Below are 25119 nucleotides of genomic sequence, written 5' to 3'. Positions count from 1 at the left end.
CGCTACCCGCGGCGACGGGTGCGGGGGCCCGGCGGGTCCGGCGGGTCCGGCGGGTCGGTCGGCTCCGTCGGCGCCGTCGGCTCCGTCGGCTCCGTCGGCTGACCGAGGACGGTCCGTCCGGCGAGGACTGCCAGCGCGACCTCGGTGACCGGGAGCCGGTTCCGCCGCGCGTGGTCGCGCAGCAGCGAGAACGCGATCGCCGGGTCCACGCCGTTCCGGTTGGCGAGCCACCCCTTCGCCTGCTCGATGACCGTCCGGCTCTCGAGGGCCGCCTGCAGCTGCGCCTGCGTGGTCACGGCGTCGTCGATGGTCCGCTGCTGCACGACCGAGATCGCGGCGATGTCCGCCAGTGCCCGCGCGGCGACGAGGTCGTCCTCGTTGAACGCGCCTGTGGACTCGCCGAACAGGTTGAGCGACCCGATGACGGTCGCCCGGAGTCGGAGCGGGATCGAGTGGACGGCGCGGTACCCGGCATCCGCAGCGGCCCGGGAGAAGTGCGGCCATCGAGACTCGGCGGCCAGGACGTCTGGGATCGAGACCACGGTCCCCGTCCGGGCGGCTTCGAGGCAGGGTCCGTCGCCGACCTCGAGCTGCAGGAGCTCGAGCAGTCCGCTGTGGTGCCCCACCGAGGCGGCGATGTGCAACCGGTCGTCCGACCCGAACAGCATCAGCCCGGCGGCCTGCACGTCGAACAACGCCGCCGACTCGTCCACGAGGAGCTGCAGGCGGCCCGCGAGGTCCCGTGGACCGGTGGCACCGCCGACCAGTTCGATGATCGTGTCGAGCAGTCGTCGTTCGCGGTCGACACCCAATGGGTCACTCCAGATGCGGTGATCAGAAGTGGCCGGTCGTGCGCTGCTCCAGCGGTCGGGGACCGCGTGGTCCCACCGTACGGCCCGCACATGCGAACGCACCCGGGCGTCCGACGTGCCTGACCAGCGCACGACGGAAGGCACCGCGAACCGCGGTTCCCCGTGGTTCGCGGTGCCTTCCGTTGTGCGCAAGCGCCCCGCACCGCGGGGCGCCGCGGCCGCGCCCCGCGCCGCGCTACCGCTTCAGGTTCGTCAGCTCCTGCAGCACCTCGTCCGAGGTCGTGATGATGCGCGCGTTCGCCTGGAACCCGCGCTGCGCCACGATGAGGTTCGTGAACTCCTGCGACAGGTCGACGTTCGACATCTCGAGCGTGCCCGACGCGAGCTGCCCGACACCGGGCGACCCCGGCGCGCCGACCGTGGCGTTGCCGGAGTTGGCCGTGGCGCGGTAGCCCGACGCACCGGTCTTCTCGAGGCCGGCCGGGTTCGCGAACGTCGCGAGGGCGATCCGGCCGATGGCGAGCGACGCACCGTTCGAGAACGTCCCGACGACCGTGCCGTCCTTCGAGATCGAGTAGCCCTGGAGCGACCCGGCCTCGTGGCCGTTCTGCGACGAGATCGACGCGGTGTTGAGCGACGCGAAGCCCGTGAGCTGCCGCATGTCGACGGCGATGCCCCCGACGGCGAGCGTGCCACCGGCCGTGAGCTTGCCGTCGGTCCCGAACGTGAGCGACGTCGTCGCCTGGGTGCCCTGGCCGTCGGTCGCGGTGACGTCCCAGCCGGCGGCGGTGCGCTCGTAGGCGATCGACATGGTGTGCTTCGCACCGGACGCGTCGTAGACGGTGGCGTCGCGGGTGATGACCGCGCCCACGGCGGTCTCGGACGGCAGGTTGCCGGTCACACCCGCGGTGGAGGTGCGGACGGCGGGCGCGGCGGCGTCGAGCGGCAGGACGATGTCCGACAGGGCGCCGTTCTCGTTCACGACGCCGTTCGTGGCCGGGTAGCCCTGCACGATCTTCCCGTCGGCGCTGACGAGGCGGCCGTCGGCGTCGAAGTCGAACGCACCGGCGCGGCTGTACACGGTGTCGTTGCCGAGGCGCGTGACGAAGAACCCGTCGCCGGAGATCATCAGGTCGGTGGCCTTGCCGGTGGCCTGGGCGGAGCCCTGGGCGAAGTTCGTGGAGACGCCGGCGACCTGCACGCCGAGGCCGATCTGGGCGGGGTTCGTGCCGCCGATGCCGGTCTGCGGTCCGCCGGCACCCTGGGTCATCTGCGACAGGGTGTCCTGGAAGACCGTCGACGACGACTTGAAGCCGACCGTGTTGACGTTGGCGATGTTGTTGCCCGTGACGTCCAGCATCTGCTGGTGCGAACGGAGGCCGGAGATCCCGGAGTAGAGCGAGCGGAGCATGGTGCGTCCTTTCGTGGAGGTACCGAAGAAGAAGAAGAGGAGGGGGTCAGGAGGTCGTCTTGATGCCGGAGATCACGTCGAGGTTGACCTCCTTCCCGTTCACCGTCACGGTCGGCACGCTCTGGGCGTACGACACCGCGGTCGCCGTCCCCGTGATCGATGTGCCGGACGTGGCGTCGGTGTAGCTGACCTGCTTCCCGACGAGGTTGGCGGCGGCGATCCGCATCTGCAGCGAGAAGTTCTCGTTCGCCGTCGTGGTCTGGTTGGTGATCTGCTCCATCATCGCGAGCTGCGTCTGCTGGCTGATCATCTGGTTCGTGTCCATCGGCGAGGACGGGTCCTGGTTCTGCAGCTGCGTGACGAGGAGCTTCATGAACACCTCGGAGTCCATCGTCTGCGACCGCGAGCCGGTCTGGTTCGCGGCGAGGGCCGCGGCCTGGGCGGCCTGGTCCACGGTGCCGGTGATGCCGTCGATCGGCATGGTCGTTCCCTTCGGTTCTGCCTGTGCTGGCGGTCGTCGCTCAGGCGAGGACGTCGAGTCCGACGGTGCGGACGGTGGGCGTGTGGGCGGTGCCGGGTGCACGCGGGGTGCGCCGCGCCTCCTGGCCGGTGTCGACGCGTGGACCCGTCTGGGCGGGCCGTTCGTCGTGCCCGGAGCGGGTGTCCGGGTGGTTCTGCGAGGACAGGTCGAGCGTGGTCGACAGTCCGGAGCCGGCGGCGTCGCGGCGGAGGTCCGGCATGACCTGCCGGACCGCGTCGCGCCCCGCGTCGGAGGCGGCGAAGAGCTCGACGTGCATCCCGTGCGCGGTGACGTGCGCGCGGACGGTGACGGGGCCGAGCGTGTCCGGCGTCACCTGGACGGTGACGACGTGCTCCCCCGGGCCGGCCTGTGCGAGCGTGAACACCGGGCGGGCCAGCTGCTGGGCGAGCGGGGCCGGAGCGTTCGCGGTCGCTGCGCCGGACGTCAGGGTGGCCGGCGCGGCGGGCGCCGTCGGCGAGGTGGTCGGGACCGCGAAGGCGCTCTCGCCGCCGCGCGACGTGGTGACGGCCTGGAGGCGCGGATCGCCCTGGTCGGGCGCGCCGCTGTCCGCCTCGTGGCCGGTCTGGGCACTGCTGCCCGGTGCTCCGGCGGCCGGGGTGGTGGCCGTTGCCGTGGCCGTGGCCGTGGCGACGACGGGCTGCCCCGCGTCGGCGGGGCCGGTACCGGTCGTGGCGGCCCGGACGCCCTGGGCGCTCTGGCTGGCCTGGGTGCTCTGGGCGACCGGCGTGCTCGCTGCTGCCGGGGCCGTCGGTGCGGCCGTTGCCCCCGGGAGGGCGGACGCCGGCGTTGCTGCCGTTCGGTCGGCCTGGAGCGAGGGGCCCGCCGGGAGGGCCGGGCCGGGCGCACCGAGCGGGGCGGCCGGGGTCGTCGCCGCGGCAGCTGTCGTTCCGGCCGGCGCTCCGGCGGCGGTCGTCGCTGGGGTGCCGCCGAGCGCCCCGGCCGCGGGGGTCGCGGCAGCGGTCGCCGCGGTCGGGTGTGTGCTGCTCGCGGCGTCGGCGTGCATCGTCGGGTCTGCGGGGTCGGGCGTCGGGGTCGCCCCGCTGCTCGGCACGGGTGCGTCGAGCGACGCCACGGGCGAGCTGGCTGCTGCGGGAGTCGCGAGCGGCTGGGCGGCGGCGGTCGGCGTGGCGGGGACCGGCTGGACCAGGGCAGCGACGATCGACGCCGTGTCGACGGTCGGCGCCGTCCCCGTGGCGGCGGGACCGGCGGCGGTGCCGTCGTTGGAGGTGCCGTCGGCGGCGGTGTCGTCGGCGGAGCGAGCCGCGGCGGCACGGGTCCCACCGTCCGTCGTGCCGTCCGTCGTCGTCGCGTCCGTCGCCGAGCGGCGGTCCCGTCCTGCTGCCGAGGCCGTGGACTGCGCATCGCGGTCCGCTCCGGGCGCCGGGGTGCGGCGGTCGTGGGACGGCCCCGTCGGCGTGCGGCGCTCCCGGGCGTCGGCAGCCGAGGCAGCGGACGTGGAGGACCCGGTGGCCGCGGCCGAACCCGCGTTCCCTGCGGCGGCCATCGCGGCGCCGAACGAGTCCGCGGACGCCGGCGCACCCGACGAGGACGCGGCCCGCGCCGGTGCCGGGGTGGCGGCGGACGTGGTGATGGTCAGGCTCATGCTGCGCTCCCCGCGTTCATGAGGGACAGCAGCGCCGCCGTCTGCAGGTCCGTCGCACCCGAGGCCGCGGTCGTCGCCGTCGTGGCGGACGCCTGCGCGGGCACGATGCGTCGGATCGTGGCGATGTCCGAGTCCTTGTACCAGTTGTCGACGATCCGGACGTCCTTGCCCGGTCGCGGCGCGTGCAGGACCTTGCCGTCGCCGACGTAGATGACGACGTGCCCCTCGCCCTTCGGGATGATGAGGTCGCCGGGCTGCGCGTCCTTGAGGGACCCCACCTCGACGCCCATCTTCGCCTGGTCCGGCACGACCCGGGGCATGGTCACCCCGAGGTCCTTGAACACCGTCTGCACCAGCCCCGAGCAGTCCATGCCGCTCGTGGTGGTGCCGCCGAAGACGTACGGCACACCGAGGTACTTCTTCGCGTCCGCGACGACGTCGGCACCCGTGGCACCGCTGCCCGTCGCGAGCGTCCCGGCCCCGGCGTCGACGGACGTGGCGGCGGCCGCGGGCGTCACGGCCGAGGTCGTGCCGGTACCGGTCGCGCCGGTCCCGCTCCCGGTCGCGGTCGCCAGGGCGTCGGCGAACGCGGTCGACGTGGCGGCGCCCGACGCGGCCGAGGTGGCCGCCGTCGCGGTGGTCCCGCTGCGCAGGGCATCGATCTGGGTCCGGATCTCGGAGATCCGGGAGAGCACGGCGTCCACGCTCATCGGGCACCACCTTCCGCGCGGCTGCGTGCCGCGATCTCGTCGAGGGCGTTCTGTTCGGTGCGGAGGTCCTCGGCGGCCTGCTGCTCGTCGTGCTGGACCTCGAGCTTCTCGAGCCCGAGGGCGGACCGGCGGGCGGCGTTGTAGTCGTCCTGTGCCCGGTCGGCGTCGGCGCGGCGGGTCCGGGCGACGGCGTCGAGCTCCTCGAGCATCCCGCGGGTGGCGGCACGGGCCGCGGCGACCGCGCTGAGGGTCGCGGCGTCCTGGATCGGCTGCGACCCCTCGGTGTCGGCGAGGTTCCGACGCGCTGCGATCCGGGCGTCGGCGGCGTCCCGCACCCGCTCGTTGGCGGTCGCGAGGGCGGCGGCGGCACGGTCCTGTTCGGCGTGCCGGAGCCGGAGGAGCCCGGCGAGCGGGAACCGGCGGGCCATCAGGCACCACCCCCGGTGCCGAGCGTGCTGACGAGTGCGTCGAGGGAGCGCCACGACGCAGCCGCGGTCGCACGCTCGTCCATGCCCTGCCGCAGGAAGCCGTCGATCGCGTCCTGGTGGTCGACGGCGGCGTCCACGAGGGGGTTCGTCCCGCGCTGGTACGCCCCGACGTCGAGCAGGTCCTGCGCCGCCTTGCGTGCCGCCATGACCTTCCGCAGGGCCGTCGCCGCACCGCGCTGCCCGGGCGTGGTGACCTTCGAGGCCACGCGCGACACCGAGCCGAGCGCGTCGACGGACGGGAAGTGCCCGGTGATCGCCAGCTTCCGGTCGAGCACGACGTGCCCGTCGAGGATGCTCCGGGCGGCGTCGGCGATCGGTTCGTTGTGGTCGTCGCCGTCGACGAGGACCGTGTACAGCCCCGTGACGCTGCCGACCCGGTCGGTCCCGGCGCGTTCGAGCAGTCCGGCGAGGACGGAGAACGTCGACGGCGGGTAGCCCCGGGTGGCCGGCGGCTCCCCCACGGACAGCCCGATCTCGCGCTGCGCCATCGCGACGCGGGTGAGCGAGTCCATCATCAGCACGACGTCCTGTCCGGCGTCGCGGAAGGACTCGGCGATGCGGGTGGCGACGAACGCGGCTCGCAGCCGCATGAGCGCCGGCTCGTCCGAGGTGGACACGACGACGATCGAGCGGGCGAGGCCCTCCGGACCGAGGTCGTCCTCGAGGAACTCGCGGACCTCGCGTCCGCGCTCACCGACGAGGGCGATGACGTTGACGGCGGCGTCGCTCCCCCGGGCGATCATCGACAGCAGCGAGGACTTGCCGACGCCGGAGCCCGCGAACAGGCCCATGCGCTGCCCGCGCCCGACCGTGGTGAGGGTGTCGAGCACGCGGACGCCGAGCTGCATCGGGGTGTCGATGCGCGTCCGGGCCATGGCGTTCGGCGTCTCGTGGTCGAGCGGCACCCACGCGACCGGCTCGCCACCGGCGCCGACGAGCGGACCGCGGTCGTCGATCGGGCGCCCGAGTCCGTCGAGCACGCGTCCGAAGAGCCCCGCACCGGTGGGCACGAGCACCGGTCGCCCGGTGGGCCGTGCGGGCGTGCCGGCGGTGACACCGGTCAGGCGCCCGAGCGGCATGCAGCGGACGCCGGTGACGTCGGTCGCGACGACCTCGACGAGGGTCTGCGGCGCACCCTCGGCACCGACGGCGACGACCTCGCCGACGTGCGCGTCGAGTCCGGCGATCGTGAGGCCGAGTCCGACCGCGCTCGTGACGACACCGACCCGCTGCGGAGCGGCCTGTCGGAGCGCTTCGTCGAGCCCACGGGGGCGGAGGAGCGTCGTGGTCACGGGGTCACCCCCAGCGCCGTGCGGGCACGGTCCAGGGCGGTGGCGATCCGCGCGTCGAGCAGCCCGTCGGGCAGGTCGACGACGGCGTCCCCGTCGCGCAGCGACGGGTCGGCGACGACCGGGACCGGCAGGTCGAGGTCGGCGACGCGCGCGGCGTCCGCGACGCTCAGCCGGACGGCCACGGCGACGGTGCGGTCGATGGACGCGAGCGCCCGCTCGACGGTCGCCTGCGCACCGGGGACGACCCGCGCCTCCCGTCCGTCATCGGCGGTGCCCGCGGTTCGGGAGGCGCGGATCGCGTACCCGACGACGGCTTCCGCCAGGTCGACGGCCGCGACCGCGACCGACTGCTCGGCCTGGTCGAGGACCGGTGCGACGTGCGACAGCATCGCGTTCGTCGCGGCGTCGAGGACCGCGATGCGGCGCGCGGTGTCGGCCTGCATCGAGGCGGTGCGGGCCGCGTGCTCGGTCTCGAGCCGGGCACGGAGCGCGTCGGTCTCGGCCTGCGCCTGCCGGAGCCCCGCAGCGTACCCGGCGGCGTGCCCGCGCACGTCGGCGCTGGCGGCTCGCGCGTTCCCGGACGGGTCCCCGATGACGGGGAACGCGACGCGCTGGACCACGGACTCAGTCAACGAGCTCGTCCTCCTCGGCGCGGTGGACCGTGATGACGCCCTGCGCCTCGAGTTCGCGGACGGAGCGGACCACCTCGGCGCGGGCCTCCTCGACCTGCGAGACCCGGACCGGGCCCATGGCCTGCAGCTCGTCGTCGAGGAGCTCGCGGTTGCGCTCGGAGACGTTCGCCCGGATGGTCTCGACGACCGGCGCGGCGGCACCCTTCATGGCGGTCGCGAGGAGCTTCGAGTCGATCCCGCGCAGGACCTGCTGGATGTCGCGGGACTCGAGCTTGACGATGTCCTCGAACGTGAGCATCCGGGAGCGGATGTCCTCGGCGAGCTCGGGGTCGCGCGCCTCGAGCCCGTCGAGCACGGCCTTCTCGGTGGCGACGTCCGAACGGTTGATGATGTCGACGAGCGGGGCGATGCCGCCGACGACCTCGACGCTCTCGCGCGGCGACACGACGGCACCGGCGCGCTGGCGGAGGACGCCGGCGACGATCCCGACGGCTTCCGGGGTCGCGCTCCCCATGGTCGCGAACGCCTGGGCGACGTCGGTGCGGGCGCGCTCGTCCACCCCGGCGAGCACGGCGCTGGCCTGCGCCGGCTTCAGGTGTGCGAGCACGAGGGCGATCGTCTGCGGCAGCTCGCCCTCGAGGAGCGTGACGACCTGGCCGGGCTCGGCGTCGTCGAGGAAGTCGAACGACTGCCCGGCGAGGTTCGAGGCCAGGCGGTCCATGACGCCGGCGGCGCGCTCGGCACCGAAGGACGCCTCGAGCAGCCCGAGCGCGGTCTCCTTGCCACCGCGCTTCTGCGTGCGGCCGCTCAGCGTCATCCGGTGGAACTCGGTCAGGGTCTTGTCGACGACGGTGTCCTCGACGCGGCGCATCCGGACGATCTCGGCGGAGATCTCCTCGGCCTCGATCTCGGTGAACTGCTTCATCACCTCGGCGGCGCGCTCGGTCTCCATCTGCATGAGGATGAGCGCGACCTTCTGCGCACCGGTCAGCGCACGGTCGCCAGCGCCGGTCCCGCCGGCGCTCGGCACCAGGGCGCTCACACCGGTGCCCGGTCGTCGAGGAGCCCGCGGAGGAGCTCGGCCGTGCGCTTCGGGTCCCGCTCGGCGAGGGCGGAGATGTCCTGGCGACGACGCTCCGCGGTGATCTCCTCGGTGGTGAGGACCTCGGTGGGGGCGTCGTCGTGCGGGACGGTGGGCAGCGCGACGGTCGGGGCGTCCCCGGCCTGCAGGGTGCTCCGGTCCGCGGCGCCGTCGACGGCGAGCGGGAGCTGGAAGGTCTCGCCGGAGAATGCGTCGAGCTCGCCGAGGTCGACCGCCTCGCGCTCCTGCTTCCGGCTGCGGCGGGCGAGGAAGACGATGATCGCGATGAGGGCGAGCAGCGCGCCGACGACGATCCCGGCGGTGCGGATCGACGACCACAGCGCCTCCTGCTGGTCGGCCTTCTGCTGGGCCTCGAGCGCCTTCGTCGCCTTGTCGGCGGCGCTGGTGTCGAAGTCCATCATCGCCACGCGGACCTGGTCGCCGCGGGTCTGGTCGACACCGGCGGCCGCGGCCACGAGGTCGTTGATGCTCTGCAGGTTCGCGTTCTGCACCGCGGCCGCCTTGGAGTTCAGCGCGACCGAGATCGTCTGGCGGGAGAGCCCACCGGCCGGCAGCTGCGTGGTCTCGGTGGTGTGGTCGACGGCGTTGTTCTTCGTCGCGGACTCGTTCTTGTACCCGTCGTCGGCGCCGCTCGTGGCGGTGCCGTTCGGCACGGCGATGTTGTCCGGGCCGAGGACGCCGGTCGCCCCGGTACCGCCGGCACCGGACCCCGCGCCGTACTGCTCGGTGGTGGACGACTCGTTGAGCGCGACCGGGCCGGTCGTCGGCGTCGTGTAGGACTCCGACGTGCGGGTGCCCGAGTTCTGGTTCATCGTGGCGGACACCACGACGCTGGCGTTCCCGGTGCCGAGGGTCGTGTCGAGCAGGTCCTGGATCTTCTTGCTCGTCGAGGCGTCGTAGTCGGCCGCCTGGTCCGCCCCGCTGCCGGTCGCGCCGGTGCCGACGGCGGAGAGCGTCTGGCCCTTCGCGTCGACGACGGAGACGTCGGTCGGCTGCATGCCCTCGACGGCGGCGCTCGTCAGGTGCACGATCGCCTGGACCTGGTCGGTGCTCAGCTCGCTGCCGTTCTTCGTGGCGATGAACACCGACGCGGTCGGGTCCTTCTCCTCGGAGACGAACACGGTCTTCTCGGGGATCGCGAGCTGCACGGTGGCGGTCTGCACGCCGTCCATCGCGCCGATGGTCTTCGCGAGCTCGCCCTCCATCGCGCGCTTGTACGTGACGTCCTGCTGGAACTCGGAGCTCGTCACGCCCATCTTGTCGAGCAGCGAGTAGCCGCCCTCGTTCGATGCGGGCAGCCCGTTCGACGCGGCCTTGAGCCGCTCCGAGTACACCGACCCCTGCGGGACGAGGATCGTGGCCCCGCCGTCGGTGAGCTGGTACGGCACACCGTCGGTGGTGAGCTGGTCGGTGACGCTCGCCGCGTCGGCCGCCGCCAGTCCGGTGAACAGCGGGGCGTAGGACGCCTTGCCGAGCCAGCTCGCGAGCGCGATGCCGCCGAGCACGAGCGCGGCGATGACGAGGATCGCGATGGTCCGCTGGGCGGCGCTGAAGCCCTTGACGTAGGCGGCGAGACGACCGAAGAGGTCCTTGACGGCGACGGGCATCAGGCCTGCATCCTCATGATCTCGTTGAAGGCGTCGACGCCCTTGTTGCGGACGGCGGAGACGAGCTCGAGCGTGACCTGGGCGCGGGTGGCGGCGATGGTCGCGTCGTGGATGTCGTCGAGGTTGCCGGTGACGGCCTTGAGCGCGAGGGTCTTCGAGTCGCTCTGCAGCTGCTGGAGCCCGTCGACCGCGTTCCCGAGCGACGCGGCGAACCCGCTGCCGTCGGACGTCGCGCCGGCGGCAGCGACCCCGCTCGTCGCGCTCGTGCCGACGTCGCTGGACGTGCCGCTCAGGCTCGTCATCGCGTTCGTCATCGCGTTGGTGGTCACACCGTTCACGGCGTCGATGGGCATCAGTTCTTCCCGATCTGCAGGGCCGCCTCGTAGGCGGTCTTCGCGCGGTCGACCACGGCGGCGTTCGCCTGGTAGCCCCGCTGGGCGATGATGAGGTCCGCCATCTGCGTGCCGAGGTCGATGTCCGGCATGCGGACGTAGCCCTCCGCGTTCGCGAGCGGGTTGTCCGGGTCGTACGTGACCCGGCCGGCGGCGCTGCCGAACGCGGCGCCCTTGACGTAGGCGCCGGAGACGCCGTTGCCCTCCTGGACCTCGACGTAGCGGGCCTGGAAGGCGGAGTCGTCCATCGACTTCACCGTGTTGACGTTCGCGATGTTGTCCGACACGGCGTCGAGCCACTTGCGGTGCACCGTCATGCCGGTGCTCGCGATGCCGATCGCGTCGAACGTGGTCACGAGGTGGTCCGCATCGCCGCGCGGACACTGGTGAGCTCGGAGTTCATCGCCTGCGTGGCGAACTGGTACCGGAGCACGGTGTCGATGTTCGAGAGCGTCTCCTCGTCGAGGTTGACGTTGTTGCCGTTCGTGTTCGTCGGCTCGAGGCTCCGCGCGACGGTCGGGGTCGTGCCGCCGTCCCCGTCGACGATCGACTTCGCCAGGGCGTCCTCGAACTGGACCTTCTCGGCGTGGTAGTTCGGCGTGTTGATGTTCGCGATGTTGTTCGCGATGACCTTCTGTCGCATCGACAGGCCGTCGAGCGCACTCTGCAGTGCGACGCTCGTCACGGAATCGAACACTGGTGGACCGTCCCCTCGCTGACGACGTCCCCTGTTGACGTCGCCTGATGGCGGTGGCCGATCCGTGGCCGAACTGGTGAGCGATCCGTGCTCAGGGGGCGCTGTCGGCCGGGCTGTGGGGCGCGTTAGGGGTCGCCCCGAACGGGGGGCGGGGGCGGCTCACGTGTGCACACTTCGACATTCCGCCAGTCGATCGACGCGTGCTTCGTCGCACGATGCACACGCATCCCCGCGCCGCGGCCCCCGCGCCCGCGCCCCGCGTCAGGCGGACGCGTCGAGGTACACCGACCCGCGCGGCTCCCGCGTCGCGTCCACCGCCCGGAGCGCCCCGAGGTGGTCGAGCGTCGCCCGACGGTCCCCCTCGAGCGCAGCGATCCGGTCCCGCTGCGCGGCGAGTAGCCGGGAGGCACGCCCCACCAGCTCCCGCGGCACCGGCCCCAGCCCGGTCGGCTCGGACCACCGCATGTCGCCGCCCGCCGTCAGGTCGGCTTCGAGCGCCTCGAGCACGGCCTCCCACGCGGCACGGCGTTCCGCGTCAGGCGACACCGAGTGCCCCGCCGGTCGGGTGCTGCACCGCGGTCGCCGCCGGGATCGACGCGGCGGCCTCGTGCCACGACTGCCGCAGCGGCTCGAGGATCCGGATGCAGTCTCGGGTGGCCTGGACGTCCCGGTGCACGTTCGCGGTGATGAGCGACGTCGACGCGTAGTTGTAGATCGCCAGCAGTCCCTCACCGCCGTCCCACACGTCGATCTTCAGCGTCGAGGACAGCTCGCCGACGATGGCCTGCGCGTGCAGGAGCTGCTCGCGGGCCGCGTCCCAGTCGGCGGTCGTCTGTGCGGCCTCGGCGCGGTGCAGGTCGAGGAGCAGCCGGTCGTAGAGCATCGTGACGAGCTGCGCCGGCGTCGCCGAGAGCACGGCTTCGTTCGTGTACTGGGCACGGCGCTGGTCCGTGACGGTGCGGGGCTGCGCGGCCTGTCGGAAGGCGGCGGACTGGAGGTCGAAGGCGTTCATCGGTGTTCCTGTCAGCTCGTCGTCGACGCCAGCTGGCTCGCGAGCCAGCTGGACTGGGACTGGAGCTTGCTGAGGCTGGTCTCGAGGCTCGCGTACATCGTCTGCAACGCTGCGCGACGCGAGGTGAGCCGGTCGGTCCAGCTGTCGATCTGGGTGTTGAGGTCCTTCGCGACGGCCTGCTGTCCGGTGATCGCGGTGGTGATGGACCCGTCGTACTTGTCCGAGGCCGAGGTGGCAGCGGCGCCGACGTTCGCCGCGACGCCCGAGAGCATCGCCTGCGTGCCCTCCGGATCGGTCGCGAGGGCCTTCTGGAAGACGTCCGCGTCGAAGGTGAAGTCGCCGTCCTTCGTGATCGAGATCCCGATCGACGACGGGGACTTCCCGCCCACCGGCGCCGACATCGTGCTCGCGAGCCGCTGGACGACGTCACGCGTGGTGCCGTCGCCCGAGAGCACGCCGGCCGTCGTCGTGGTGGTGCCGGTCGTCGGGCTGGTCGTGCTCGTGACGGCGGTGTTCGAGCTGTAGTACGCGGCCACGGCGTTCATCGCGTCGACGAGGCCGGACGCGACGGTCTGCGCCTTCGTGGTGTCCTGCGCGACGGTCAGCGTCACCGGGTCGGTCGTGGGCTGCGTCACCGTGACGCTGACCCCGGGGACGAGGTCGGTGAACGTGTTCGTCGTGCTCGTCACCGTCTGCGCCGCCGCGGTACCGGCCCACAGGGTCACGCTGGCGTCCTTCGCCTGCGTGACGACCGCGGCACCGACCTGGGTGAGGACGTTCGTCGCGGTGCCGGCGGTGACCTCGTCGGCGGTGCCGCGGTACACCTCGAACGCGCCGGCTGCCCCGGTCTTCGCCGAGGTGAGCTGCAGGCGGTAGAGCTTCGTGCCGTCGGCGTCGGTCCCGGCAGCGACCCGCGTCGCCGTGACACCGGCGCCCGACTTGTTGATCGCGGACACGGTGTCGTCGAGGGACCCGGAGGCCGGTGTGACGGTCGTCTTCGTGCCGTCGGCGCCGACGATCGTGATCGGCTCGGCCGCGGAGGACCACGTCGCCATCGCCGCGGTGACGCCGACCTGCGCCGACGCGGTGGACCCGACCGTGAAGCTCAGCGACCCGGCGCTGGCGTTCGCCCCGGTGACCGCGGTGACGCCCGGCGACGAACTCGTGGCCGTGAAGAGGTCGAGCGAGGTCGCCTTCGCCGCGTCCTTCGCCTTCGTCGCGAGGGTCTGCACGAGCCCGTTGATCGTCTGCAGTGACGAGATGAACGAGTTGGTGCTGGTGAGCTTGTTCTTGAGGAGCGTCTGCGGGACCCCCTCGACGCTCATCAGCGAGTTGATGAGGTCGGTGGTCTTGAGACCGCTGACGAGACCGTCGATCGCGAGACTGCTCGCCGATGACACGGACGACATCGATGGCTCCTGCCGCTACGAGGGGAAAGGGTGCGGGCGACGCCGCCGCCCGGGGTACCTGAACGATCCCGGACGACGGCGTCAGCGCTGCTAGCGCAGGAGCGAGAGCACACCCTGCGTGCTCTGGTTCGCCTGCGCGAGCATCGAGGTGCCGGCCTGGCTGAGGATGTTGTCGCGCGTGTACTTGACCATCTCCTCCGCCATGTCGACGTCGGTGATGCGCGAACCGGCAGCGGTGAGGTTCTCCTTGGCCACGTTCGTCACGTTGATGGCGTGGTCGAAGCGGTTCTGGATGGCACCGATGTTCGAACGTGCCGTCGACACGCTCTTGATCTGCGCGTCGATCGTGGTGATCGCGGTCTGCGCACCGGTGGCGGTCGTGAAGTCGAGACCGGTGACGGCGGTCGCCACGGTCGAGACGTTCGCGCCCGACAGGTCGACGTCGATCTGGCTCGCCGCGTCGCCGTTGGCGCCGACCTGGAACTTCAGGACGCCTGCGGTGCCGGCGGAGCCGTCGAGCAGGTTGATGCCGTTGAAGTTGGTCGACTGGGAGATGCGGGTGAGCTCCTTGGACAGCTCGCCGACCTCGGTGGAGATCGCCGTGCGGGAGTCCGCGTTGTTCGAGTCGTTGCCGGCCTGCACGGCGAGGTCACGCATGCGCTGGAGGATCGAGTGGGTCTCGGTGAGGCCACCTTCAGCGGTCTGCACGACGGAGATGCCGTCCTGTGCGTTGCGGGCGGCGACCGTGAGGCCACCGACCTGGGACTTCAGCCCCTCGGAGATCGACAGACCGGCCGCGTCGTCGGCAGCACGGTTGATGCGGAGACCCGACGAGAGCTTCTCGAGGGACTTCGACAGGTCGTTCTGCGTCGAGTTCAGGTTCCGGTACGTGTTGAGTGCCGAGAGGTTGGTGTTGATGGACATACCCATGGTGGTTTCCTCCGTGAAATCTGGGTCGTACGTCTGCCCGTCCGTGGGCTGACAGGGGTGACTCTCGACCGGTTGGCCGGAGCCGTTAGGGAATCGGCGGAATTCGTCGTGCGACGAGACCGCCGAGGGCTAGCTCACCGCGACGACGGGGGCGGTCGTGACCGTCGTGGCGTCCTGCACGGCCCGCGCCACGCCGGCTGCGGCGTTCGCGGCGACCCGTGCCAGGTACGCACTGCGGCGCGCGGCGGTGGTCTTCGAGGCCGGCTCCACGGTGACGCCGTCGTCCCCGTAGTGCGCGGCGAGTCCGTCGCGGAGCAGGCGCATCGCCTCGGAGCGCTGCTGCGACACGGCGGAGTGGGTGATCCCGAGCTCGGCGGCGACCTCGGTCACCGACCGGTCGCCGAAGTACACGTTCTCGACCACGAAGCGCATCCGCTCCGGCAGCGCCTCGACGGCGGCACGGAGGTAGCGGCGCTTCTCCGCTTCGAGCAGGTCCTCACCCGGCAGCGGCAGGTCCGCGGCGAGGGTGTCGTGCACGGTCTCGTCGATCGGCGAGACGGTGCGGGCCGCGTCGCTCATGGCGTCGGCGGCGGTCTGGCGGTCGACGCCCATCGCGTCCGCGATCTCCTGCACGCCGACGCTCCGCCCGAGCCGGGCCGACAGCGCCTCCTGCGTGGCGAGGGTCTCGCGGATCCGCTTCCGGGTGCCGCGGGACGCCCAGTCAGCGGAGCGCATGTCGTCGGCGATCGCGCCGGTGATGCGGGTGCGGGCGTACGCGCCGAAGGGGACGCCGAGGTCGGGGTCGAAGGCCTCGGCCGCGGCGACGAGGGCCAGCGACCCGACGGCGGCGAGGTCGTCACGGTCGAGGTGCGTGGCACGCGCCCGCACGTCGGCGACGATGTAGCCCACGAGCGGGAGGTGCTCCACGATCATCGCGTTGCGGTCGTTCCGGTCCATGCTGATCCCCTGGTCGCCTGACATGCCTGACCCGTCCGTGGGCGCGGCAGACGCCGGCCTCGGATGGCCGGTGCGTACGCCGAAGACCCACCCGGGTCCCTCCGGGTGGTGCACCGTGCGTCCCTGCGACGCGGTGCGGGGTGTCCCCCGCGGTGCGCTTCGAATGTATCGGCTGGCAAAGCCCTGAGGAGGTGCACAACCGTCCCCAAAGCGGGGGTGAGGGGGCGTTTTCCCGGTCGGCATTTGGGGGGACCCCGGCCTGGGAACGCGCGTTCTTGTCCCCCGATGTGGGTGATTCCCTGGAGGCGCGGGTCGTGTCCGGCAGGCGCGGTCACCCGGTCGGTGCTTACGCCCGGCATCCGCGACCCGATAGGTCCCGGTGTCCGCAGGATGACCGACACACCCCACCGGGAGGAGCTGATGAGCGTGAACGAACTGTCCGCCGTGCTCTGGCGCGAACGCGAACTGCTCGAGCTGCTCACCTTCAAGCTCGAGGAGGAACAGCTGCTCCTCGCGGCCGGTCGCTCCCGCTGGGTCTCGCACGCCAGCCGCGAGGTCGAGCAGGTCCTCGAGCGTCTCCGCAGCACCGGTCTCGAGCGCGCCGCGTCGAGTGCCGAGGTCGCCGAGGAGTGGGGCGTCGCCGCCGACGCTCCCCTGCGCGAGGTCGTCGCCGCTGCGCCGAACGGCCCCTGGGGCGAGATCCTCGCCGCCCACCTCACCGCGATGGTGGAGCTCACCACGCAGATCGGGGCGCTCCGCGACGAGAACGACCGCTTCCTCCGTGCCGCCGCGCAGGCGACCGAGGAGACGCTCGCCGGGTCCGTCACCGGTGCCGCCACCTACGACGCCAGTGGTACCTCGGGTACGGGCACGGACGGCGCACGACTCTTCGAGGGGACGCTGTAGCACCGTGGTCAGCACCTTCGGCTCCCTCGCCACCGCCTACTCCGGCCTCGCCGCGGCCCGCGCCGGCATCGACGTCACCGGGCAGAACATCGCCAACGCCGGCACCGCCGGGTACACCCGCCAGCGCGTCTCGCAGTCCTCGATCCCCGCCGCCCAGACCGGGTTCATGCGCGGGACCGCAGCGCTCGCGGGCCAGGGCGTGTCCGTCGACGGCATCGCCCGCCTGGCGTCCCTCACGCTCGACGCCGGCGTGCGGGTGGCCTCCGGCTCCTCGGCCTACGCCGACGCCCGCGCCACCGCACTCGCCGCGCTCGAGAACGGGCTGAACGAACCCGGTGACGACGGGCTCGCCAGCAAGCTCGACGCGTTCTGGTCCTCGTGGAGCGAGCTCTCCAGCCACCCGGACGACCCCGGTGCCGCCAGCGCCGTCATCGGCGCCGCGAAGACCGTCGCCAGCGCGCTCGCCAGCGGCTCGAAGGCGATCGACGCACAGTGGACGAGCGTCCGCGGCACCGTCGACGGCCAGGTGCAGCAGCTCAACGACGCCGCGTCGCAGGTCGCCGACCTGAACGGTCGGATCCGCACCGCGCTGGCGTCCGGCGGGAACGCGAACGAGCTGCTGGACCAGCGCGACCAGCTCACCCAGCAGATCGCCTCGCTGGCCGGCGGCACCGTCCGGCAGAACACCGACGGCACCGTCGACGTCCTCATCGGCGGCAACGCGATCGTACAGGGCACCGATGCCCGCTCCGTGGCGCTCGGCGGCGGGCAGCGCATGGCCGACGGCGCCGCGGTCACCCTCACCTGGACCTCGGGCACGGCCGGCGCGGTCGCCCTGTCCGGCGGCTCGATCGGCGGGAACCTCTCACTGCTCGCACCCGCGACGGCGAACGGCACCGGCGGAGCACTCGCCGAGGCGTCCGCGTCGTACGACCAGGTCGCGACGAAGCTCGCCAGCGCGGTCAACGCCGTGCACGCCACGGGGACGACCCCGACCGGTGCCACCGGGACCCCGTTCTTCTCCCTCGCGGCCGGCGTCCCGGCGGCCCAGGGCCTCTCGGTCGTCCCGACCGACGGCAGCGGCCTGGCGACGCGGAACGCGGCGGGGGAACTCGACGACTCGTTCACCGACGCGCTCTCGCGACTCGGCGCGACCTCCGACGGTGCCGACCGCTCCTGGGCGACGTTCGTGGCGGGGGTGGGCAGCGCCTCCAGGTCCGCCGCGTCGGAATCGACGCTCACCGGACTCGCGCTGACCAACGCGCGCACGCAGCAGCAGTCGAGCGCCGGTGTGGACCTCGACGAGGAGAACGTCAACCTGCTCAGCTACCAGCACGCGTACCAGGGCGCCGCGCGGGTCCTGACCGCCGTCGACGAGATGCTCGACACCATCATCAACCGCGTCGGACTCGTCGGGAGGGGCTGACCGTGATCACCCGTGTGACCACCCAGATGTCGATGACGGCCGCGAGCGCCAGGCTGCAGGCCGGCGCCGCGAAGCTCGCGCAGCTCACCGACCAGGCGACGACGCTGAAGAACATCCAGCGGCCGTCCGACGATCCCGTCGGGACCGCCTCGTCGATGCAGGTGCGCAAGGAGCAGGCGGCCGCCGCGCAGTACACGCGCAACGCGAACGACGCGGCCGGCTGGCTCGCCACGACCGACAGCGCCCTGTCGAGCGTGTACTCCGTGCTCAACAACGTGCGGGACCTCACCGTGCAGGCGGCGAACAGCGGCACCATGAGCGACACCGACCGCGACGCGTTCATCACGCAGTTCCAGTCCCTCAAGTCCGAGCTCGAGTCCCGGGCGAACACGACCTACGGCACGCGATCGGTGTTCGCCGGATCGTCCACCGCCGCCACCGCGTACGACCCGGCGACCGGGTGGGCGTCCTCCGGCACCGACGTCACCCGACGCATCGGCGACGGCACCACCGTGCGGGTCGACACCGCCGGCACCGCGGTGTTCGGCTCGGGGAACTCGTCCGTCTTCGCCATGATCGACTCGATCGTCGGCGACCTGCAGAACGGCGTGAACGTGAACCCCCGCATCAACGACGTCGACGCCGCGATCAGCACCGTGCGCGGCATCCAGGCCGACGTCGGCGTCCGGCACGCCGCGGCCCTCTCCGCGCAGGACTCCCTGAAGAGCGCGACCGTCTCGCTCGAGAACCGGCGCGCCGGCATCGAGGACAAGGACCTCGCGAAGGCCGTCCTCGACCTGCAGGTGCAGCAGACCAACTACCAGGCAGCCCTCGCCGTCACCGCGAAGGTCCTGCAGCCGACCCTGATGGACTACCTCCGATGAGCATCGACCTGACCTTCGCCGTCCCGCCGTTCGGCCTGGCGCCCGCCCCCGTCTTCACGCTGACGCCCGTGGACGGCGCCGAAGGCCTGTTCACCCTCGTCGGGGGTTCCTCGCGCTTGTTCGTGCTCGACGCCGCGGTGCACCTGCCGTCGTACGCGCCGGAGCTCACGGACGAGCAGGCGGCCGGGCTCGGGCTGACCGCGCCCGAGGACGCGATGCTGCTCGTCGTCGCGAACCCGGGCGGCGCCGACGGCGGGACCACGGTGAACCTGCTCGCGCCGATCGTCGTGAACGCCCGGACGTCGGTCGGGGCGCAGCTCATCCTCGAGGAGCAGGACCTGCCGCTGCGCGCGGAGCTCGCCGCGCGCTGAGCGCGGCGGGGCGGCCGCGGCCCGGGTTCCGCGCGTGTTTCGACATCGCGCGAGTCGATCGACGCGTGCTTCGTCGGAACCTGCACACGCATGAGATGCACGTGCATGAAGCGACATCACGCCCGACGATCGACGAGTGTCTTGTCGGTCGATGTACACGCACGGATCACCCTCGGTCCTCCACAAGCTGCTCGATGACCGGAGGTGTCCACGGATCCGGCGGCACGGACGCCCGGGGACCGACGCGGGCGCGACCCTGGGGCGGTGAGCAGAGCAGACGACATCGAGATCATCCGCACGACCGGGCTCCCGAGTGCGGAACGGCGGCACCTCGAACGAGCCGTCCTCCGTGGGCAGCTGGTCCGGATCCGGCCCGGCGTGCTCGTGCAGCAGGGTGCGCTGGACGATCTCCTGCCCGAGCATCGGCACCACGTGCTCGTGCGGGCCTCGATCCACCGCGCACGCCCGAGCGACCTGGTCTCGCACGAGTCCGCGTGCGCCGTGCTCGGACTGCCGTTCGTGGGGCCGTGGCCACCGAAGGTGCACGTGTGCGATCCGACCTCACCGAACACCCGCGTCACGGCGTGGTTCGTCCGACACGGTTCCGAACACCGACCGCCGTTGGGTCACACCCGCGCGGACGAGATCGCCGCGACCGAGGCGGCACGGACGGCGGTGGACCTGGCAGCATCACGAGCGCTGATCCACTCGCTCCCCGTCATCGACCACGTGCTCGGCCGCGGCCTCGCGACCGCGACGGACCTCGAGCGCGAGGCGGGTTCGCTGCACAAGGGGCGGACCAAGGCGGGGGTCGCGATCGGGATGGGGTCGGGGCTGTCGGGGTCGCCGGCGGAGTCGGTGTGCCGGGTCCGGTTCCGGCAGCTCGGCGTCCCGCAGCCCGTGCAGCAGCACACGTTCCGACGGCCCGGGGAACGCACGGCGATCGTCGACTTCTGGTTCCCCGAGGCCGGCGTGGTGGTCGAGGTGGACGGCCGGGGGAAGTACGAGGACCCGGCGAAGCTGCGCGGCTCCACCACCGCCGACGCCCACTGGCAGGAGAAGCAGCGCGAGGACTTCGTGCGGTCCTTCCCCGAGGTCCGCGCCGTCGTCCGGCTGACCTGGGCGGACCTGATGGATCCCGAGCGGGTCCGGGCGAAGCTCCGACGGGCGGGGATCACGTGCCGGTGAACCGCGGAGCGTCCGGGTGGTGGGCTCGTTGGCGTTCGACATCGGAGACCGTGGCACGGCCGACGACCACGTCGCCCGCTCCGAGGCGGACGCCGTGGACCCGCCCCGTGCCCTTGACCACGGCGCCGCGCCGGTCGGGGTCCGGGTCGTGGCGGTCGGCCCCGGCGCCGAGGACGACGTCACGGATCGAGACCGTCCCGATCACCTGCGCACCGGCTCCGATCGTCGCCGGTCCCTCGACGAAACAGCCACCGGACAGCCGCGCATCCGCGCCGATCTCCACGTCGGCACTCCCGGAACCGGACGAGGCCGCACCGACCGCGACGACCGTGACCGGACCGGGCCCGAGCTCCGCCCGACCGATCTCGACGCGCGCCCCGTCCGCGAGGACCGTCACCGGCCCCGGCCCCCACCGCGCCCCCGCGCGGACGATGACCGCCCCGGTCCCCCGGCTCTCGAGGACGGCACCCGGGTACACCACGACGCCCGGCTCGATGACCACCGAACGACCGACCAGCACGGACGCCGGGTCCAGGACGAGCACGTCCGGCGCCAGTGCCGCGACCTTGTCCGGCGTCAGGAATCCGGCAGCGCGGCGTGCTGCATCGAGTGCGTGTGCAGGGGTCATCCGACGAGCCTCCCATGCGTCCGGCGTACCGTCGTCTCCATGGCCCGAGAGCAGAAGGACCAGGCGATCGTGCCCTTGCCGGCAGCGCCTGTGGCCTCCACCCCCACCGACCCGAACGCGCGCACCCCCGAGCAGACCCAGCCGGCCGGCTGGGTGAAGATGCTCGACCGGGTGCTGAGCGTGCAACGCCCCGTCGTGGTGGCCCACGTGCGGGCACTCCGCCGTCGGCACCCCGACTCGACCCCGGCCGAGATCATCCAGATCCTCGAGCGGCAGTACCTCGCTGCGGTGACCACGGGCGGTGCAGCCGTCGGCGCGAGCGCGGTGATCCCGGGCGTCGGCATGGCGGCGGCCCTCGGGTTGAGCGGCGCCGAGACCGTGGGCTTCCTCGAGACCACGGCCCTGTTCGCGCAGTCCGTGACCGAGGTGCACGGCATCGCGCTCGACGACCCCGAGCGCGCCCGCATGCTCGTGATGGCGATGATCCTCGGTTCGCCGGGCACCCAGCTCATCAACCAGCTCGCGGGCCAGATCGCCGGTGGACAGGTCCGCACCGCGTTCTGGGGCGAGATGGTGACGTCGTCCCTCCCGAAGCAGGTCGTGAACGGCATCGGCGGACAGGTGCGTGACCAGTTCATCAAGCGCTTCGCCGCGCGGCAGGGCACGACGATCGTCGGTCGGGCCCTCCCGTTCGGGATCGGTGCGGCGGTCGGTGGCCTCGGGAACCACGCGCTCGGGCGGAAGGTGATCCAGGCCTCGCGGACGGGGTTCGGGCTGCCCCCGGCGCAGTTCCCGATCGTGCTGGAACCGAAGTCGGGCAAGGAACCGAAGCCGGCCAAGGAACCCAAGCAGGCCAAGGCGCCGAAGGAACGGCGGGCGATCGGTCGCCGGAAGGGTCGCGAGGACCTCTGGGCCGACACCCCGGACCGCACCGGCGACTGACGGTCGCACCCACCGCCCGGGCGCAACCGCCGATCGGCCGGACGCAACCAACAGACCGACGGGAGGCGCGGTGCCAGCCGGCACCGCGCCTCCCGTCCGTCCCAGCGCAAGCCCGCCTCAGCGCCCCCGCACCGGCGTCGTCACCACCTGCCCAGCGTGCGCGAACCCACCGCCGAACCCGAACAGCAGCGCCGGCACCCCCTCGGGGAGGTCCCCCCGGGCCCACGCTTTCGACAGCCCCAACGGCACGCTCGCCGCCGACGTGTTCCCCGACTCGACGACGTCCCGCACCACGAACTTCGACTCCCCGCCGAGGGCGTGCACGAGCGGCTCGATGATCCGCAGGTTCGCCTGGTGGAACGCGAACACCCCGATGTCGTCCATCGTGAGCCCCGCAGCGGCGACGGCTGCCCGGGCGTGGTCGGCGGCCTCGGTGATGGCCCAACGGTAGATGGAGCGACCCTCCTGGCTGAAGCGCTCGGGGTCGCCGGAGACGAGCACGGCCTCCTCGAGGTGCGGCACGCTCCCCCACGACACCGGGCCGATCTGGGCCTCGTCGGACACGCCGAGCACGGCGGCGCCGGCACCGTCCCCGACGAGCACGCACGTGGATCGGTCGGTCCAGTCGACGATGCCGGACAGCACCTCCGAGCCGACGACGACCGCGATGTCCGTCGACCCGACCCGGATGGCCTGGTCGGCCAGCGCGACGCCGTACTCGAAGCCGCTGCAGGCGGTGTTGATGTCGATGGGTGCGGCGGCGGGCGACAGGCCGAGTGCCGCGGCGACCCGACCGGCGGTGTAGGGCGCCCGGTCGCGGTGGGTGGTGGACGCGACGATGACCAGTCCCACGTCGGAGGGCGCGACGCCGGCGTCGGCGAGGGCGTTCCGCGCTGCCTCGATCGCCATGGAGGTCACGGTGTCCGACGGTCCGGCGATGTGCCGGGTCTCGATCCCGGTCCTCGTGCGGATCCACTCGTCATTCGTGTCGACCATGGTCGAGAGCTCGTCGTTGGTCAGGACGCGTGCTGGCTGGTGGTGGCCGAACCCGAGGATCCGGCTGCCACGGAGTGCTGGGGTGTTCACGAGACCGCACGCTACTCCCCTGCGCGACCCGCTCATGCCCGGCGCGGCATGGAGCGCAGCCTCCGAGGCGGGTACCCACAGGGCCTGCCTGCGGAGACCGGGACCGCGTAGACCTGGACCATGGACTACACACACCTCGGCCGCACAGGGTTGTCGGTCTCACGAGCCGTGCTCGGGACCATGAACTTCGGCCCCGAGACCAGCGAGGACGACTCGCACGCCATCATGGACCGGGCCCACGAGCTCGGCGTCAACTTCTTCGACACCGCCAACGGCTACGGCGGCTCGGTGGGCAAGGGCGCCACCGAGGAGATCATCGGCCGGTGGTTCGCCAAGGGGGGCGGGCGGCGCGAGAAGACCGTCCTCGCCACGAAGGTCTACGGCGACATGATCGACTGGCCGAACGGCGGGAAGCTCAGCGCGTACAACATCCGCCAGGCCCTCGACGCGAGCCTGCAGCGCCTCCAGACGGACCACATCGACCTCTACCAGTTCCACCACGTCGACCGTGCGACCCCGTGGGACGAGATCTGGCAGGCGATCGACGTCGCCGTGCAGCAGGGCAAGGTGCTCTACGTCGGCTCGTCGAACTTCGCCGGGTGGCACATCGCCCAGGCCCAGGAGGCCGCCGCGCGCCGGAACACCCTCGGCCTCGTCAGCGAGCAGTCGATCTACAACCTCGTCGTGCGCGACATCGAGCGCGAGGTCCTCCCGGCCGCCCGCGAGTACGGCCTCGGCGTGATCCCGTGGTCGCCGCTGCAGGGCGGCCTCCTCGGTGGCGTCATCGAGAAGACCGAGAACGGCTCGCGTCGCCTCTCGGGCCGCAGTGCCGAGTACGTCGAGGGCCACCGCGACCAGCTCACCGCCTACGAGTCCTTCGCGAAGGAGCTCGGGCACACCCCGGGCGAGCTCGCCCTGGCGTGGCTCCTGCACCAGCCCGGCGTCACGGCACCGATCACCGGACCGCGCACCATGGAACAGTGGGAGTCCGCGGTCCGCGCCGTCGACATCCGCCTCGACCAGCGTGCACTCGACCGGCTCGACGAGATCTTCCCGGGGCACAAGACCTCGCCGGAGGACTACGCCTGGTGACGCGGTGACGCCACCAAGTCGCTGACGCGACCCATGACGGGAGGCGCGGTGCGGGTCCGACCCGCACCGCGCCTCCCGTCCGTCCGTACGTCCAGAGCCGGACCCGCGTCGCGCGCGCAGCCACCGGTCAGAGCGCGGCTATCTCGTCGTCCCGCAGCCCGATGCTGCGGAGGTACCCGTCCACCGAGCCCCACCGCCGCTCGACGCGCTCGATGACCGTCGTCATGATCTCCGGCACGCAGCGGTGGCCGATCGCCGTCGCCACGGGGTCCGTGCTGGCGGCGCGCTCGGCGGCGAACCGCTCGACGAGCCCGGCGGCGCTGGCCGCGTAGTCGGCACCGACGGCGTCGAGGTCGGCACCCCAGTGCCGGGCGAGGAGCGCGCTCACGATGCCGGTCCGGTCCTTGCCTGCGGCGCAGCAGACGAGCACGTCGCCGTCCGCGGTGGCGATCGTCCGCAGTGCCGCGGCGATGCCGGAGCGGTGCCGGTCGAGCCAGTCGGTGTACTGGTCCTCGAGCTGGACGGCCTCGGCGGCGGACTCGATCGCCGAGGCCGGGTCGAAGAGCGGCACGGAGCGGTAGGCGGGCGTGGCGGCGAGCGGGTGCGGCACCGCGTCCGTCTCGTCCACGCGGCGCAGGTCGACCACGGCGGCGAGGCCCGCCGGGTACGCGGCGGGAGCGACCGGGTCGGTGTTCGCCCGGTGAACCGTGCGCCGGCGGCCGTGCTGGAGGCCGGGTCCCCCGACCTCGCGGAGGTTCGTGAGCGTGTTCGACGTCGTCGTCATGGCTCCACTCTGCCGGACGCGGGGCGTCGGGCGCGCCGCCGGGCGCGCGCCCGCCGTCCGCCGCGTGCCCGGGCCCGCGGCGCACAACCAAAGCCGCCCCGCACCACGCGGTCGCACGGCTCGGGGTGACTGCCGGTGGGCGAACCCGCGCCGGTGGTGCGGCGCGGGTTCGCACAAGGGAAGTCACCCCGAGCCGTGCGACCGCGTGGTGCGGGGC

28 protein-coding genes are annotated in these 25119 nt (G+C 72.6%); 7 read left to right on the top strand and 21 right to left on the bottom strand.

The annotated features are described in order from the left end of the window. Positions 1-2: 2 nt before the first annotated feature. The 18 genes from JSX79_RS14525 to JSX79_RS14440 all read right to left on the bottom strand — a co-directional run bounded on the left by JSX79_RS14525 (position 3) and on the right by JSX79_RS14440 (position 15619). On the bottom strand, positions 3-812 hold the full coding sequence (locus tag JSX79_RS14525) for a GAF and ANTAR domain-containing protein (protein WP_229086793.1): 810 nt from the start codon (positions 810-812) through the stop codon (positions 3-5). A gap of 235 nt (positions 813-1047) precedes the next feature. Next, a complete protein-coding gene (locus tag JSX79_RS14520) occupies positions 1048-2223 on the bottom strand; it encodes a flagellar hook protein FlgE (RefSeq protein ID WP_070418840.1) in 1176 nt (391 codons plus the stop codon). A 46-nt stretch (positions 2224-2269) separates the two neighbouring features. Continuing rightward, positions 2270-2704 carry a flagellar hook assembly protein FlgD gene (locus JSX79_RS14515; protein WP_071302932.1) on the bottom strand — a complete coding sequence of 145 codons (435 nt, stop codon included), beginning with the start codon at positions 2702-2704 and terminating at the stop codon, positions 2270-2272. A gap of 40 nt (positions 2705-2744) precedes the next feature. Further along, positions 2745-4367 carry a flagellar hook-length control protein FliK gene (locus JSX79_RS14510; protein WP_229086792.1) on the bottom strand — a complete coding sequence of 541 codons (1623 nt, stop codon included), beginning with the start codon at positions 4365-4367 and terminating at the stop codon, positions 2745-2747. Next, on the bottom strand, positions 4364-5077 hold the full coding sequence (locus tag JSX79_RS14505; protein ID WP_083403302.1) for a C40 family peptidase: 714 nt from the start codon (positions 5075-5077) through the stop codon (positions 4364-4366). Before JSX79_RS14505 ends, JSX79_RS14510 begins: the two co-directional genes overlap by 4 nt. Then, positions 5074-5505 (bottom strand): hypothetical protein, encoded by a 432-nt coding sequence (locus tag JSX79_RS14500; RefSeq protein ID WP_071295367.1) that lies wholly within the window; start codon positions 5503-5505, stop codon positions 5074-5076. Before JSX79_RS14500 ends, JSX79_RS14505 begins: the two co-directional genes overlap by 4 nt. Beyond that, entirely contained in the window at positions 5505-6857 is a 1353-nt protein-coding gene (locus JSX79_RS14495) for a FliI/YscN family ATPase (RefSeq protein ID WP_229086791.1), read from the bottom strand. Before JSX79_RS14495 ends, JSX79_RS14500 begins: the two co-directional genes overlap by 1 nt. After that, positions 6854-7489, bottom strand: coding sequence for a hypothetical protein (locus JSX79_RS14490; protein ID WP_229086790.1), 636 nt, complete (start codon positions 7487-7489; stop codon positions 6854-6856). Before JSX79_RS14490 ends, JSX79_RS14495 begins: the two co-directional genes overlap by 4 nt. Beyond that, positions 7482-8531: a flagellar motor switch protein FliG gene (fliG, locus tag JSX79_RS14485; protein WP_083295340.1), complete on the bottom strand. Its 1050-nt coding sequence runs from the start codon at positions 8529-8531 to the stop codon at positions 7482-7484. The genes JSX79_RS14490 and fliG overlap by 8 nt, the downstream gene beginning before the upstream one ends. After that, complete coding sequence (fliF, locus tag JSX79_RS14480) at positions 8528-10198, bottom strand: flagellar basal-body MS-ring/collar protein FliF (RefSeq protein WP_229086789.1); 1671 nt, start codon at positions 10196-10198, stop codon at positions 8528-8530. The genes fliG and fliF overlap by 4 nt, the downstream gene beginning before the upstream one ends. Further along, positions 10198-10551 carry a flagellar hook-basal body complex protein FliE gene (gene fliE / locus JSX79_RS14475; protein WP_083403303.1) on the bottom strand — a complete coding sequence of 118 codons (354 nt, stop codon included), beginning with the start codon at positions 10549-10551 and terminating at the stop codon, positions 10198-10200. The genes fliF and fliE overlap by 1 nt, the downstream gene beginning before the upstream one ends. Next, positions 10551-10946 (bottom strand): flagellar basal body rod C-terminal domain-containing protein, encoded by a 396-nt coding sequence (locus JSX79_RS14470; protein ID WP_229086788.1) that lies wholly within the window; start codon positions 10944-10946, stop codon positions 10551-10553. The genes fliE and JSX79_RS14470 overlap by 1 nt, the downstream gene beginning before the upstream one ends. Continuing rightward, on the bottom strand, positions 10943-11287 hold the full coding sequence (locus tag JSX79_RS14465) for a flagellar basal body protein (protein ID WP_070418831.1): 345 nt from the start codon (positions 11285-11287) through the stop codon (positions 10943-10945). The genes JSX79_RS14470 and JSX79_RS14465 overlap by 4 nt, the downstream gene beginning before the upstream one ends. A 261-nt stretch (positions 11288-11548) precedes the next feature. After that, positions 11549-11833, bottom strand: a complete 285-nt coding sequence (locus JSX79_RS14460) for a hypothetical protein (protein WP_229086787.1) — start codon at positions 11831-11833, stop codon at positions 11549-11551. Continuing rightward, a complete protein-coding gene (fliS, locus tag JSX79_RS14455) occupies positions 11823-12299 on the bottom strand; it encodes a flagellar export chaperone FliS (protein ID WP_083295338.1) in 477 nt (158 codons plus the stop codon). Before fliS ends, JSX79_RS14460 begins: the two co-directional genes overlap by 11 nt. 11 nt (positions 12300-12310) lie before the next feature. Beyond that, positions 12311-13708, bottom strand: a complete 1398-nt coding sequence (gene fliD, locus JSX79_RS14450) for a flagellar filament capping protein FliD (RefSeq protein ID WP_092387392.1) — start codon at positions 13706-13708, stop codon at positions 12311-12313. A gap of 90 nt (positions 13709-13798) precedes the next feature. After that, positions 13799-14638 carry a flagellin gene (locus tag JSX79_RS14445; RefSeq protein ID WP_071295373.1) on the bottom strand — a complete coding sequence of 280 codons (840 nt, stop codon included), beginning with the start codon at positions 14636-14638 and terminating at the stop codon, positions 13799-13801. Between the two features lie 129 nt (positions 14639-14767). Further along, positions 14768-15619 (bottom strand): sigma-70 family RNA polymerase sigma factor, encoded by an 852-nt coding sequence (locus JSX79_RS14440; protein WP_229086786.1) that lies wholly within the window; start codon positions 15617-15619, stop codon positions 14768-14770. A 396-nt stretch (positions 15620-16015) separates the two neighbouring features. Between JSX79_RS14440 and JSX79_RS14435 the strand changes: the two genes are divergently transcribed. The 5 genes from JSX79_RS14435 to JSX79_RS14415 all read left to right on the top strand — a co-directional run bounded on the left by JSX79_RS14435 (position 16016) and on the right by JSX79_RS14415 (position 20370). Then, entirely contained in the window at positions 16016-16501 is a 486-nt protein-coding gene (locus JSX79_RS14435; protein WP_070419569.1) for a flagellar protein FlgN, read from the top strand. Between the two features lie 4 nt (positions 16502-16505). After that, complete coding sequence (flgK, locus tag JSX79_RS14430; protein ID WP_229086785.1) at positions 16506-17927, top strand: flagellar hook-associated protein FlgK; 1422 nt, start codon at positions 16506-16508, stop codon at positions 17925-17927. 2 nt (positions 17928-17929) lie between these two features. Further along, the gene (gene flgL, locus JSX79_RS14425; protein ID WP_070418825.1) at positions 17930-18811 is read left to right on the top strand and encodes a flagellar hook-associated protein FlgL; all 882 of its coding nucleotides are present in this window, start codon (positions 17930-17932) and stop codon (positions 18809-18811) included. Beyond that, entirely contained in the window at positions 18808-19182 is a 375-nt protein-coding gene (gene fliW, locus JSX79_RS14420) for a flagellar assembly protein FliW (protein WP_071295376.1), read from the top strand. Before flgL ends, fliW begins: the two co-directional genes overlap by 4 nt. A 264-nt stretch (positions 19183-19446) precedes the next feature. Beyond that, positions 19447-20370 carry an endonuclease domain-containing protein gene (locus tag JSX79_RS14415; protein WP_229086784.1) on the top strand — a complete coding sequence of 308 codons (924 nt, stop codon included), beginning with the start codon at positions 19447-19449 and terminating at the stop codon, positions 20368-20370. Here JSX79_RS14415 and JSX79_RS14410 read toward each other — a convergent pair. Beyond that, positions 20357-20998 carry a hypothetical protein gene (locus tag JSX79_RS14410; RefSeq protein ID WP_229086783.1) on the bottom strand — a complete coding sequence of 214 codons (642 nt, stop codon included), beginning with the start codon at positions 20996-20998 and terminating at the stop codon, positions 20357-20359. The two genes, JSX79_RS14415 and JSX79_RS14410, sit on opposite strands and share 14 nt — an antisense overlap. 39 nt (positions 20999-21037) lie before the next feature. Here JSX79_RS14410 and JSX79_RS14405 point away from each other — a divergent pair, with 39 nt between their 5' ends. After that, positions 21038-21940, top strand: a complete 903-nt coding sequence (locus JSX79_RS14405; RefSeq protein WP_175496091.1) for a hypothetical protein — start codon at positions 21038-21040, stop codon at positions 21938-21940. A 117-nt stretch (positions 21941-22057) separates the two neighbouring features. Here JSX79_RS14405 and JSX79_RS14400 read toward each other — a convergent pair whose 3' ends face one another. Next, complete coding sequence (locus JSX79_RS14400) at positions 22058-23026, bottom strand: beta-ketoacyl-ACP synthase 3 (protein ID WP_083413986.1); 969 nt, start codon at positions 23024-23026, stop codon at positions 22058-22060. 120 nt (positions 23027-23146) lie between these two features. Here JSX79_RS14400 and JSX79_RS14395 point away from each other — a divergent pair, with 120 nt between their 5' ends. Next, positions 23147-24118, top strand: coding sequence for an aldo/keto reductase (locus tag JSX79_RS14395; protein ID WP_071295380.1), 972 nt, complete (start codon positions 23147-23149; stop codon positions 24116-24118). A gap of 127 nt (positions 24119-24245) precedes the next feature. Here the strand turns inward: JSX79_RS14395 and JSX79_RS14390 are convergent, their stop codons facing one another. Beyond that, positions 24246-24902, bottom strand: a complete 657-nt coding sequence (locus tag JSX79_RS14390; protein WP_229086782.1) for a tyrosine-protein phosphatase — start codon at positions 24900-24902, stop codon at positions 24246-24248. Positions 24903-25119: the final 217 nt, after the last annotated feature.

The organism is Curtobacterium sp. GD1 (assembly GCF_020882855.1).
GTDB lineage: Bacteria > Actinomycetota > Actinomycetes > Actinomycetales > Microbacteriaceae > Curtobacterium.
Note: the sequence above shows the minus strand (reverse complement) of the source record. Positions and strands in the feature narration are given on the sequence as shown.

Excerpts from the sequence above, each read along its gene's own strand:
- JSX79_RS14520 (WP_070418840.1), bottom strand. The coding sequence starts at position 2,223 with ATGCTCCGCTCGCTCTACTCCGGGATCTCCGGCCTCCGTTCGCACCAG.
- JSX79_RS14515 (WP_071302932.1), bottom strand. The coding sequence starts at position 2,704 with ATGCCGATCGACGGCATCACCGGCACCGTGGACCAGGCCGCCCAGGCC.
- JSX79_RS14510 (WP_229086792.1), bottom strand. The coding sequence starts at position 4,367 with ATGAGCCTGACCATCACCACGTCCGCCGCCACCCCGGCACCGGCGCGG.
- JSX79_RS14505 (WP_083403302.1), bottom strand. The coding sequence starts at position 5,077 with ATGAGCGTGGACGCCGTGCTCTCCCGGATCTCCGAGATCCGGACCCAG.
- JSX79_RS14500 (WP_071295367.1), bottom strand. The coding sequence starts at position 5,505 with ATGGCCCGCCGGTTCCCGCTCGCCGGGCTCCTCCGGCTCCGGCACGCC.
- fliF (WP_229086789.1), bottom strand. The coding sequence starts at position 10,198 with ATGCCCGTCGCCGTCAAGGACCTCTTCGGTCGTCTCGCCGCCTACGTC.
- fliE (WP_083403303.1), bottom strand. The coding sequence starts at position 10,551 with ATGCCCATCGACGCCGTGAACGGTGTGACCACCAACGCGATGACGAAC.
- fliS (WP_083295338.1), bottom strand. The coding sequence starts at position 12,299 with ATGAACGCCTTCGACCTCCAGTCCGCCGCCTTCCGACAGGCCGCGCAG.
- fliD (WP_092387392.1), bottom strand. The coding sequence starts at position 13,708 with ATGTCGTCCGTGTCATCGGCGAGCAGTCTCGCGATCGACGGTCTCGTC.
- JSX79_RS14445 (WP_071295373.1), bottom strand. The coding sequence starts at position 14,638 with ATGGGTATGTCCATCAACACCAACCTCTCGGCACTCAACACGTACCGG.
- JSX79_RS14440 (WP_229086786.1), bottom strand. The coding sequence starts at position 15,619 with ATGTCAGGCGACCAGGGGATCAGCATGGACCGGAACGACCGCAACGCG.
- JSX79_RS14435 (WP_070419569.1), top strand. The coding sequence starts at position 16,016 with ATGAGCGTGAACGAACTGTCCGCCGTGCTCTGGCGCGAACGCGAACTG.
- fliW (WP_071295376.1), top strand. The coding sequence starts at position 18,808 with ATGAGCATCGACCTGACCTTCGCCGTCCCGCCGTTCGGCCTGGCGCCC.
- JSX79_RS14410 (WP_229086783.1), bottom strand. The coding sequence starts at position 20,998 with ATGACCCCTGCACACGCACTCGATGCAGCACGCCGCGCTGCCGGATTC.
- JSX79_RS14405 (WP_175496091.1), top strand. The coding sequence starts at position 21,038 with ATGGCCCGAGAGCAGAAGGACCAGGCGATCGTGCCCTTGCCGGCAGCG.
- JSX79_RS14395 (WP_071295380.1), top strand. The coding sequence starts at position 23,147 with ATGGACTACACACACCTCGGCCGCACAGGGTTGTCGGTCTCACGAGCC.
- JSX79_RS14390 (WP_229086782.1), bottom strand. The coding sequence starts at position 24,902 with ATGACGACGACGTCGAACACGCTCACGAACCTCCGCGAGGTCGGGGGA.